The 11,462-nt window shown below is 59.7% G+C and carries 10 protein-coding genes and 1 tRNA gene; 2 read left to right on the top strand and 9 right to left on the bottom strand.

Annotated elements, in window-relative coordinates; all coding sequences use genetic code 11:
- Positions 1-18: 18 nt before the first annotated feature.
- Together P8K07_17340 and P8K07_17335 are read right to left on the bottom strand one after the other, a co-directional pair.
- Positions 19-91, bottom strand: a tRNA-Ala gene (locus P8K07_17340).
- Between the two features lie 129 nt (positions 92-220).
- A complete protein-coding gene (locus tag P8K07_17335; GenBank protein MDG1960287.1) occupies positions 221-1,141 on the bottom strand; it encodes a putative 2-dehydropantoate 2-reductase in 921 nt (306 codons plus the stop codon).
- Between the two features lie 141 nt (positions 1,142-1,282).
- Between P8K07_17335 and P8K07_17330 the strand changes: the two genes are divergently transcribed.
- Positions 1,283-3,184 (top strand): DUF3604 domain-containing protein, encoded by a 1,902-nt coding sequence (locus P8K07_17330; protein ID MDG1960286.1) that lies wholly within the window; start codon positions 1,283-1,285, stop codon positions 3,182-3,184.
- 26 nt (positions 3,185-3,210) lie between these two features.
- The gene (locus P8K07_17325) at positions 3,211-4,413 is read left to right on the top strand and encodes a cytochrome P450 (GenBank protein MDG1960285.1); all 1,203 of its coding nucleotides are present in this window, start codon (positions 3,211-3,213) and stop codon (positions 4,411-4,413) included.
- Between the two features lie 4 nt (positions 4,414-4,417).
- Here P8K07_17325 and P8K07_17320 read toward each other — a convergent pair whose 3' ends face one another.
- The 7 genes from P8K07_17320 to P8K07_17290 all read right to left on the bottom strand — a co-directional run bounded on the left by P8K07_17320 (position 4,418) and on the right by P8K07_17290 (position 11,339).
- The gene (locus P8K07_17320) at positions 4,418-5,056 is read right to left on the bottom strand and encodes a hypothetical protein (GenBank protein ID MDG1960284.1); all 639 of its coding nucleotides are present in this window, start codon (positions 5,054-5,056) and stop codon (positions 4,418-4,420) included.
- 4 nt (positions 5,057-5,060) lie between these two features.
- The gene (locus P8K07_17315; protein ID MDG1960283.1) at positions 5,061-5,609 is read right to left on the bottom strand and encodes a hypothetical protein; all 549 of its coding nucleotides are present in this window, start codon (positions 5,607-5,609) and stop codon (positions 5,061-5,063) included.
- Positions 5,606-6,253: a hypothetical protein gene (locus tag P8K07_17310; GenBank protein ID MDG1960282.1), complete on the bottom strand. Its 648-nt coding sequence runs from the start codon at positions 6,251-6,253 to the stop codon at positions 5,606-5,608. The genes P8K07_17315 and P8K07_17310 overlap by 4 nt, the downstream gene beginning before the upstream one ends.
- Positions 6,254-6,364: 111 nt before the next feature.
- Positions 6,365-7,588, bottom strand: coding sequence for an amidohydrolase family protein (locus P8K07_17305; GenBank protein ID MDG1960281.1), 1,224 nt, complete (start codon positions 7,586-7,588; stop codon positions 6,365-6,367).
- A 95-nt stretch (positions 7,589-7,683) separates the two neighbouring features.
- A complete protein-coding gene (locus tag P8K07_17300; protein ID MDG1960280.1) occupies positions 7,684-9,417 on the bottom strand; it encodes an amidohydrolase family protein in 1,734 nt (577 codons plus the stop codon).
- Positions 9,414-10,013: a MarR family transcriptional regulator gene (locus tag P8K07_17295; protein MDG1960279.1), complete on the bottom strand. Its 600-nt coding sequence runs from the start codon at positions 10,011-10,013 to the stop codon at positions 9,414-9,416. Before P8K07_17295 ends, P8K07_17300 begins: the two co-directional genes overlap by 4 nt.
- Positions 10,014-10,130: 117 nt before the next feature.
- Positions 10,131-11,339, bottom strand: coding sequence for a glycosyl transferase (locus P8K07_17290; protein MDG1960278.1), 1,209 nt, complete (start codon positions 11,337-11,339; stop codon positions 10,131-10,133).
- Positions 11,340-11,462: the final 123 nt, after the last annotated feature.

The raw sequence follows: 11,462 nt of genomic DNA, 5'->3' as shown, positions 1-11,462 counted from the left end.
GCCTTCCGCTTTCCCGAATGGAGCAGATGGGATTTGAACCCACGACCCCCACGTTGCGAACGTGGTGCTCTCCCAACTGAGCTACTGCCCCGGAAAACGGCCCCAAAAAGAGCCGCAATGGTTGGATCTACCAACGGGTAGCCCCTGCTTCAACCTCTACGCGAAGCGCACCCGCACCTCACCGTCAATCTCCGGTAACCTCCGGGGCCAGCAACGCCTCCTAAACCAGGTCTTGCAGGCGAGTCGCCAGCGCTTCGATCCGGGGGCATGCTACGCCTGCTTGCCGAGCCGCAGCCAGGGGCCGTCGGTAGATCGCCTCGAGTTCGAGAGGCCGGCTCTCACGACGGTCGATCAGCATGCTGGGCAAGTAGGCTCCCATCCGGATGGTATCCGCGCGCATGCTCGCCGCGAATTCAGGCGCGATCTCGGCCCCGCAGGCCTCCGCCGCCCGAAGAACTTCGGCCATCAAAACGGCAACTTCGTCGGCGAGGTCAGGACGCCCCATGATGCCGTCGGTAGGCAAATCGAACGCGGTACAGAGCCCGTTATAAGGAATATTCCAGACGAGCTTCTTCCATCGGGCGGTATTCAGATCTTCCTCCAGGACAACAGGAATTCCTGCCGCCTCGAAGTCAGCGCCGATCGCCTTCATTTCAGCCGTCACTCCGGCCGAAGCACCCGTGGTAGAAAATGCGCCGAACCGAACTTGGCCATAATCGATGTGGCGGATATGTCCGGGGCCTATTTTATTGGAACACAGAAACGACAAGCCCCCGAGGACCGGATTGCCCGGCACCAGCGCCGCGACCTCGGCCTCCACGCCGAGACCGTTCTGCATGACCACGACAGCCGCCCCCGAGCCCACCGCCGGAGGCAGGAGATCGACCAACTGATCGTTACCCGTCGTCTTGAGACAGAGCAGCACCACATCGGTCTGGGGCAGTTCCAATGCCGACCCAAAAGCCTCCGGCCGAGGAATGGAAAAATCGCCCTCTGGCGACTCGACCCGCAAACCTCGCTCGCGCACGTATTCGTAGTCGGAATTCAGCAGAAAGCGCACTGCCAGGCCGGCGTGATGAAGGCGCGCTCCGTAATAGCCCCCGAGGGCGCCCGTGCCCACAACCGTATATCGCCTTGTCATTTCCTTACTCTAACGGACGGAGGGCCGTGACTTCACCCCGGAGCGCTGCGGGGCGTCGATTCCAGCCCTGTTCAAGGCCAATTTCATCAAGATCGAGGCTGGGGATTTACTTTCCGGCCAGAGTTCGATGAAACACGAAGGATGAGTCGTAAAAATTTCTATTGCGGAATGCTGCTGCTCGCAGCAATTTTCATGCTTTCTCCGAGCGCCAGGGCCGAGGAAAAGAAACTTCTATGGGGTGACACCCACCTTCATACCGCCAACTCGTTTGACGCCTATCTGAACCGCAATAATACCGCCGATCCCGAGACGGCCTATAACTTCGCCAAAGGACTTCCCGTCATTCATCCCTACCACCGGGCACGCGTCCAGATTCAGACGCCGCTGGACTTTCTGGTCATCGCTGACCATGCCGAACTCCTCGGTGTGATTCGAACCATCGTGGAGAAGGGAACGCCCACCGAAGGCCTCGGCGTCGTCGACAAGATCACTGCCTATATCGGCGAGTGGTGGATCCGCGGGGTGATTGAAGACGATACCGGCATGGAGACCTTCGCCTCCTTCCTCCCGGATACCCAAAATGTGGAAGAGGCCGCCAAGGAGCAGCAAATTCCGCCTGTTCCCAACGGCGCCTTGATTGTCCGCAACACCTGGCTCGACGCGATCGCCACCGCTGATCGGCACAATGACCCCGGCACCTTCACGACTTTGATCGGGTGGGAGTGGAGCTCGATTCCCGCGGGGGCCAACCTGCATCGCGTTGTGTTTACCGACGTGGATGCGTCAGTGGCGGCGAAGTTTCTTCCCTTCAGCTCCGGCCAAAGCATGTATGCCGAAGACCTCTGGACCTTTCTTGACGAAACCAACGCGGCGACCGGCGCGGAGTTTGTCGCGATCCCTCACAATTCCAATATTTCCAAGGGCTATATGTTCGGCGACACCATGCTGAAGTCCGGCGCCTATACCCGGGAACTGGCCGAGAAACGCCTGCGCCACGAACCCGTTGTCGAGATCACCCAAATCAAGGGCGACTCGGAAACCCATTCCAACCTGTCGCCAGAGGATCCATTCGCCGACTTCGAGACCTATCCTCATTATATCCAGCAGAACCCGCCGCCCTACAAAGCCCATAAGGGCGACTATATTCGGAGCGCCTTGAAGCGAGGCCTGATGATCGAGGAAAAGATCGGCTTCAATCCCTATCAATTCGGCGTCATCGGCTCGACGGACTCCCATTCCGGCGTCTCCTCTGCCGAGGAACCGAATTTCTGGGGCAAAATGGCCCGTGACTCCACACCAGAGACAAAGGACTCGGGATGGAGCACCCGAGGAGGCCCGGACGGCACGCCCGGACCAAATGGCTGGGTCATGTCCGCAGCCGGACTCGCTGCCGTTTGGGCCGAGGATAATAGTCGCACCGCGATTCTGGAAGCGTTCCGCCGGCGGGAGGTCTATGCGACCACCGGGCCGCGAATGGTCGTCCGCCTGCAGGCCGACTGGTCAACGACCGCGGGCGCGGTAAACGAGAACGCGGAGGTCCACGCAGAAGCCATCCCCGACAGCCTCTCGGTCCCCATGGGCGGCGAACTCCATGATGCCCCAACCGGGGCCCAACCGCGCTTTGCCGTCCACGTGCTCAAGGACCCCAAAAGTGCCAACCTCGATCGCGTGCAGATCATCAAGGGTTGGACCGCGGGTGGCGAAGCTCATGAACGTATTTACGACATCGCCTGGTCAGGGGATCGAGAACTTGATGCGGCGGGCGAACTCCCTCCGGTGGGAAATACCGTCGACCCGAAACGCGGCACATACAGCAACGAGATCGGTGCGCCCGAACTTGAAGCCACCTGGACCGATCCGGATTTCGACCCCACCCAGAAAGCCTTCTATTACGTGCGCGTCCTCGAAATCCCGACGCCACGACACTCGATGTTCGACTTTATCGCTCTCGGCGTCGACGCGCCGGAGCAACGCTACCCATGGTGGCTGCAGGAGCGCGCGTATACTTCCCCGGTCTGGTATAAACCCACCAGCAACAGCTGACAATCACAGGAAGAAGGACCCGCGCCGTGCCAAACCACCCAAAAAACGAATCCATCCATATGCTCGACGGCCTCTTCTGGGCCAACGACCCCCACCCTCACCTGACGTGGATGCGCAAAGAAGCGCCGGTCTTCTGGGATGAGGCCAGTCAGCTCTGGGGCATCAGCAAACATGAGGATGTCCAGAACATCTCCAAGAGTCCCAAAATCTTTGGCAACAGCGATGGGATGCGGCCCGACTCCCCGCCACTGCCATCGATGATCAATATGGACGACCCGGAACATCGCCAGCGGCGTGCGCTCGTGAACAAGGGCTTTACGCCTCGGCGCATTGCCAACCATGAAGACAAGGTTCGGGAAATCTGTGCGGACCTCGTCGATCGTGCGCTCGTCAAGGTCCGCAACGAGGGAAGCTGTGATTTCGTAATGGATGTCGCCGCCCCACTCCCCATGATCATGATCGGCGATATGCTCGGCGTCGAACCCGAAGACCGTGACATGCTCCTGCGCTGGTCGGACGATATGGTGACAGGGACTTCGTTCACCGCACCGCCGGAAGTACTGGAGCGAGCCGCGATCTCATTCGCCGAGTTTCAGTCCTTCAACGAGAAAACCGTTGCGGATCGACGCAGCAAACCCGAGCAGGATGATCTGATCAGCATTCTCGTGCATGGTCGTCTCAACGGCGAAGGTCTTGACGCTGAGGCCCTGCTGCACGAAACCCTGCTCATTCTGGTGGGCGGGGACGAGACCACGCGGCACGTCATTACCGGCGGGATGCACCAGCTGCTCTTGCACCCGGAACAGCGCGCGCTGCTGGCCGACGATCCTTCAAAGATCCCGACCGCGGTCGAAGAAATGCTGCGCTGGGTTACGCCAATCAAGAATATGGCACGAACCGCGACCGAGGATACGGTGCTGCGCGGCGAGACCATTCGCAAGGGCGAGAAGGTCATGCTGCTCTACCCATCCGCGAACCGCGACGAAGAAGTTTTCGACAATCCGTTCGACTTTGATGTCACGCGGAAGCCGAACGACCATCTCGCCTTCGGCGGTTATGGCGCTCACTTCTGTCTCGGGGCCAGCCTCGCCCGATTGGAGATCCGCGTCATGTTCGAAGAAGTCCTGCGCCGCGCACCTCAGCTGAATCTGGTCCCGGATGCCGAACTCCCCTGGAGGAATTCCAATTTCATCACCGGCATCGAGCATATGCCGGTCGAGTTGGCGTGAGAACCTAGAAGGGCCACCACCAGGGGCTGTCGATCAGTTCGTCGAGTTCGACGCGGCAACGCTTGTATTGGTCGGCATAGATTCCGGAGAGACGACGAACATCGCGAATCGCTCGCTGGGCGGTCGCATTATTCCGGTGCAGGCCTCGCTTATAGCCGGCGTGGCCGACATGGTAGGAGGCATAAAAAGCTTCCGGGCTGCGCGCGGAAATCCCATGACCTGCCTGCCCGACGCTGCCATACCAACCGATAAAATCGGTCACGTCCTCGAAGTCATTGCGATCGCCACCACCATTGCCCGTCGCCCTCTGGTAGCGATCCCAGGTGCCATCGAGAACCTGCCCGTATCCGTAGGCGGTCGAGGCACGAGGGCCCGGAATGAACCCCAAAAACCATTTACGGGGCGGACGTGCATCCGAGCGAAACGACGACTCCCTCTGGATCACCGCCATCTGGAGGGGCACCGAAACACCCCACTTCCGATAGGAGTCTCGCGCAGCTTCGTACCAATCCGGGCGTTCCCGAAAAATGGCGCATACGTCTTTCGGCTCTCGCGGCGGAGCACCGGCGCAACCGAGCACGAGCAGGCTTGCCAAGGCCGAGCACAGCGCCATAACGCCACCCGAAAGCCGCGAATGCTTCATGGCATCACACGCCCAGTTCAGCCACCCACCGGCGCAGTTCCGGCAACGCAGCCTCACCCCACGCGGGCGACACCCGCAGCCGGGCGAACTCCGCAAAGAGGCGGTCAAAAACACCGGCAACCTCATCGATATCGGCGAGCCGCAAAAAAAGATCGTTTTCCTGAGCCGCACGGGGGTCGTCTTTTAACGAGTCATCGCGGGGACCAAGCTTCGGGGGGCGCAGCGCATCAAACGTAAAGAGGCCCCCATCGAAAGTCAGCTCGAAGCGACGCTCCCCGCGGGCAACCGCCAATTGCGCGCGGTCGATCAGCTTGCCTCGCTGCAAACCTGCCCCAAGTTCCAACCGGAGGTCTCCCTCGTCGAAGATGGTGAGTCGAGCAGGACTCTCGCCGCCACCCGCCAGAAGAACGCGATCGCCCAGCGTGATTTCGATAACTTCCCCGTCGACATCAAGCTTGGTTCCCTCCTCCTCGATCCGGTGGACCAGCCAGGTGAGGAACTCCCGCCCGAGATGGCGCTTGGTCTCCACGACCGCAAGAAATTCCTCTTTCATGAATCTTCTCCTGCGTCGGCCCCAGCCTGGTTTCCGGTCAATTCCGTCTCGGCACTCGCGCGGAAACTTGCCAGAACGGACGCATCGAGCCCGATATGCTCCGCGGTGAGGTAGGGAATCATCGGAGTCGGCGTGAGACCGAAGGTTTCCCGGAAAGTCGTCGAAAAAGCTTCCATGACCGGTCCTGTGCGGGTGGTGAAATAAATCACTCCGGTATCGAGATTCCATGCGCATTCAAAGAGCCGAGGCGTCGGGAGAGCTTTCTGGAGCAAGCGCGCATCCACCTCGTCTCGAATTTCTCTCCGGATCGACAATGAGAGTCGATCGAGACCGTCTTTTTCCCGGCGCTCTCGCTCCGCCTGCCGGCGCTCCATCCACGCGAGCTTGGTCGGGATCGTGCGCCGGTCATAACGGAACCCGAGCAGGAGATATTGCTGAAAAAACAGGTCCGTTGTGTCGAATCGGGTCTCCATGGGGTCATGGATATCGACCCAGCCAAAGACCTCCTCGTGTGGGAGACCTGTATCGGATTCTTCACGGAATGCGCGGCGCGAGACTCCGGCAAGAACCGTCTCACGGTCGACCTTTGCGGGAGGAGCGGCGTGCAGCCGAACGATTGTAGAACTTGCAGAGAGAAAACCCATCGGAGGGCGCGTCTTACCCAGCCTCCAACCAAACCGCAATCCCAAACGCGCAAAGAGGGGCGGCTCTCGATTGGATCGTGCCAAACGAGAGCGCCCCGGTCGCGCAAACGCTCAGGGTTTTACGCCGAAACGGTCCAGCCCGTAGCATTCGATTGCATTGCTGCGCAGGACCTTCTGGCACTCCTCGGCATTCATGCCGGCCTGCGCGAACAGATCTCGCGCAATCCTCCGTGAGTCGGGGAACGTCCCATCCGAATGTGGATAGTCTGTCTCGAATACGATCATATCGATGCCGATCTCATCCCGATTCTTGAGTCCCGTCAGATCATCAAAGATACACGACCAGACACGTCCTTTGACTTGCTCGCTCGGGGCGACCGGGAATTCCACACCACCCACGCCGTCGCGCCAAACCGCATCCATCCGCTCGAGCTGGAAGGGGACCCATCCCGCCTGACTTTCCGCATAGGAAATCTTGATCTTCGGGAAACGCGTCAAGGTCTGCGAGAAGATCCAGTCAGCCAACGAGGCCTGAGCATTCTGTGCGTAGAGGCACATACTCGTCGCGAGAGGCGCGTCCGGCGAGGTGCTGGGCATCGAGGACGACGATCCGATATGCATCGAGACTGTCGTCTCGGTCTCCTGGCAAGCCTCCCAGAGGACATCCCACTCCCCTGTATAGAGACTCGGGAATCCGAGCTTGGACGGGTTTTCGCTGAAGGCAATCGCGTGGCTGCCCTTGGCCGCACAGCGTCGCACTTCCGCTGCCGCCAGCTGCGGATCCCAGAGGGGCACCAGCGTCAGGGGAATCAGACGTCCCTTGGCCGCCCCACCACACCAGTCGTCAATCATCCAATCATTGTAGATCTGCAAACATAGAAGGCCGAGTTCCTTGTCGGCGCGTTCGGCAAAACCCTGGCCTGCGAAGCGCGGGAATATATTCGGGAAGTTGATCGCCACGTCCACATGGTTCAGGGTCATATCTTCCAGGCGAGCATCCCGGTCGTATGTCCCGAGACGAAGATCTTCGTAAATCGCCGGCACGTTGCGCTGCTCGCTGCGCGGGATCCCCGCCGGTGCGTGCAGCAGGCCGGTCGGCGTCGCCAGATCCTCGAAGAGCCAGACATCGCACCAATCTCCGTCGTCGGCATTACGCTCCAACCCGTAATGGCCGCCAACAAAATCAAGTTTGACTTTTTCCCTTGATACGCGAGGCCCTGCCGCCCGCATACTCGGCGGCAACTGGTCCTGCCATAGAGTCTTGGGTTCCATCACGTGATCATCGACCGAAATGATATCAGGCAGTTCATGCTCTTCTGGCGTCACAGTACTCATTGCTCACACTCCTCAAATCTCACCGTATCGACTCTCCGTCGACACTCTGCGGGGGGCTCCCCACTCCGTCCTCGGAAGGACCACATCGTTTATTTTCAGGCCGTGGCCGGACTAGCGACGTGTCCGGGGTAACCGCATCCCTCGACCAGTTCCCCATCGATAACGATGGGCACGCCATTGACGATCGTCGCATGAACCCCTTCGGGACGGCTCGACCAGCGACCAACTCCGTTGGGGAAATCATTCACGAATTCTTTTTTCCCCGGACCGATCCGGTCAGGGTCAAAGATCATGATATCAGCCGCGTAGCCCGGCAAAAGCATTCCGCGGCCGGTCAATCCGAGCAGCGCCGCCGGCTGCTGCGTCAGTTGCCGAATGGCCTCCTCCAGCTCCCATTTACCCCACTCCCGCACCCAATATTGCAGGAAATAGGAGGTGAATTCAGCGCCGTCATCCCGCCCCAGATGCGCACCGCCGTCGGATGTCCCGATAATCATATTCGGGTGCATGGAAGCGACATGAGTGCCGTCTTTCCACTCCTCGGTTTCGGTCCGCCAGATAAATTCGATGGCGAGGTCTTCCGACAACGCCACGTCGGCCATCAGGTCCATCGGCTTGATGCCTTTTTCCCGGGCGATCTCGGCCAGTGAACGTCCGATCAATTCCTGATTCTCAGGCGTCGCAGCAGCATAAATATGCACTGCATCGAAATGTGGCGGTGGTAACGTGGAGCCTTTATCCGGATCCGCGTTCGGATTTTCCACGGCCTCGCGGATCGTCTCCCGGTATTCGGGATCTCGCAACATGGCCGTGCGTGCCGCCACGGTATCCGCTTCTCCGAACAACCGTGCCAGAGCGGGCACACCATCGTAAAGGCCGGTTCCCTCGGCAAAACTGAATCGACGGTTAAAGGGACGCGCCATCAGCATCGAATAGACGCCGGCCCCCTGGTGCCGCGCGCTCTCCAGATACTTTCGAGAGTTCTCCCACGTCGCTGTCGGTGCATCCACCTTGCTGCGGGCGCCCAACCCCTGAATGATCACCGGCAGGCGACTGCTCAAGGCGAGGTCGATCAGATAGTCCCCATCGGCCTCGTCCAGTCCACCGATCGAGCTATACGGCAAATAAGAGATCGAACCGCGATTACAAAGTCCAACTTCGTTGACGAGAGCCTGCAGTTCATCCTTGGAAGCCATCCGACTGGGTACGGGGCGATCTGCGGCATCCAGGTGTGTCGGGGCATGCGTCGAGGACAACCCCGCCGCACCGGCTTCCATCGCCTCACGAACCAAAACGCGCATATCGGCAATTTCTTGCGGCGTTGCTTCCCGAGCATTGCTGTCCTCGCCCATCACCCAGCGACGGACGTTGCAATGCCCCACATAGAAAGCAGCATTGACCCCGAGGTGGCCCTCGCGACTCTTCAGGAATTCCGGAAAGCTCTCGAAATTCCATGGAATTCCTTCCAGAGCACCCGGGGCCATATCCTCGACCCGCGTAAAGATCTGCGACATGAAGCCGCGATCCTCGGCCTTGACCGGCGCGATCGAGAAACCGCAGTTCCCCGCGAGGACGGTCGTCACCCCATGGTAACAGGACGACGTCGCGTAGGGATCAAAGGTGAGCTGCGGGTCATAATGGGTGTGCGGGTCGATGATGCCCGGCGCGACTATCCTGCCTTTGGCATCCATCACCTTGTCGGCGAGCGACTCGTCGAACTGACCGATCCCGGCAATTTTGCCATCGCGAATCGCGACATCGGCACGGCGACGCGGCAAACCGGTTCCGTCAACTACCAATCCATTGGTAATGAGCAAATCATATCTCATCTGGCTTCCATCCTGTCATCGCCCTCGTTGGTGGAGGGGGTATCGCGCAAGGCTGCTCTGGCTTCGGCAAGACTTGCCGATCTCGCCTGAGCCGCGGCGCCTCCCGCATCCGGGGCATCGAAAATTGCGGTCAGAAGGCCCAGCGCAAAATCGACCTTCTGGATTTCATCATCGGAGAGATTCGACATTACCTGCTCGGCGCTCTCGCTATAATCGGCAAAGGCTTTGCGCTCGAGCGCCGCACCCTTGGGGGTCAGTCGGATTCTCGCCCGACGTCCATCTTCGAGATCATTGGTGCGCTGCACCAAACCCCGTCCTTCCAACCGGTTGATCATCTTGGTCAGGCCCCCCGGGGTACAGCCCAGAGCATTATAGAGATCTTCGGGTTGCAACTGGCGTGGGCGACCGGCTCGGCGCAGCGCGCCGAGAATGCTGTAATCGCTGGGGGACAAACCGTGCGGGGCAAGCACGTCCTTCTGAAAAGCAGGCATCAAAAACGAAAGCCGCGACAGAAGCAGCAAAGGCCTCACCCTCTCGAACTTTCGGTCCGGGTACTCCGAGCGCCAATACTTCCCGATTTCTCGAAACGACTTCATCCTCCACTTTTATATACTTTCCATGGAAATTATCAAGGAAACTATTTTAATCCAATGAATTCAATAGATTTTCCGGCATTCAGGAGAATCCTCCACTCTAGTGGAGACCCGCGAGAATCAAGCCGGATCGGACGCCGCGGCTCGTAGCCGGGCCGGCAGATCCGGGAAGGCGGTCAGCACACGCGCCCAGTTGGGGATCGCCGCCCCACCCTGGGGGTCCGCCCGAAAGGCCTCTCCGGCTGTGGCCATCTGGCGAGCGAAGCCGTCGACGATCTGCTCCTCTGCCTGACGGTCATAGACAAGCCCGTTGACCACAGCATCGGCATGATACTGTCGGATTCGATCCTGCGCGCAGCGCAGATAGGCGGCCCGCAACGTGGAGACGAGAGTGGCATCGATCACCTGACCGCGACTCGCCAACGTGCGAAATACCGTGCCCACGATATCTGCAGCCATTTTCATCAGACCTCGTCCCGGGTCTGCCAGCGACAAATCCTGATGCTTGTGGTCGTAGGTAATGCCCAGGTCGACCTGACAGACGCGCTTGGCTGCGGTGTTGCGGAAGACCTCGGCCAGCGTGCCGATTTCCAGCCCCCAATCACCGGGGATCCGATTGGAACGGGCGAGAGCCGAAGATATCGCGAATTCACCGGAGAGCGGATAGCGAAAGCTCTCGAGAAAGAGCAGGAACGGATCGCTACCCAATACGGAAATCAAACTTTGTAAAAGCGGCGAAACCAGAAGGCGCGCCACGCGACCATACATGCGGTCCGAACTGCGGTGGTAAAACGCTTTGGTGAATTCAAAATCCAGATTGGGATGCGCCATGGGCAAGCATAAGCGAGCCAGCAAAATGCGGTCGTAGTCCACGATATCGCAATCGTGCAGAACAAAGGCCTTCAGCCGCGGATCTGCCATCAGGTAGCCAAACGCGGTCCAGACCGATCTCCCCTTGCCCGGCACATCCAGCGGGAAACCGGCTTCGGTGAGTTCCCGGTAGACAGCCTGAACGACAGGGCCGCTGCTCCAGAGGACTCGCGCCCGCGGCCCGAGGGGACTTACCAACTTCTGCGCATCGAGATAGTCCTGCTCGGCCGGAGCCTGCCCCAGCACGACACAAATCTGATCGATGTAGTTGACCCCACGCAGGGATTCGACAATTCGCGCAAAGGGCTCGGCCCGCAAATCGGAAGCAGTCACGGGCAGGACCAAGCCCATCTTGTAGTCGAGAGCTGCTTCGGCAAGGAGTCCCTCGAGGGCCGCACGATTCCCGCCGCCCAGATCGTGCAGGGTCGTGACGGCGCCATTCTGGTGAAAATCGGACATGCCGGAAAAACTCTACCGCAAAATAAAAACCCGCGCTTGTGAGGCAGGCAAGGCCAGCCCCGAAGGTGCGGCTTGCGGATCCGTATGGCTCGGAGTAGTTTTGCCGTTGAGCAGGGAATCGCT

The sequence above is a fragment of the Candidatus Binatia bacterium genome, from assembly GCA_029248525.1.
In the GTDB taxonomy this organism is placed as follows: Bacteria; Desulfobacterota; Binatia; order UBA12015; family UBA12015; genus UBA12015.
This window is presented reverse-complemented; position numbering and strand designations above follow the sequence as displayed.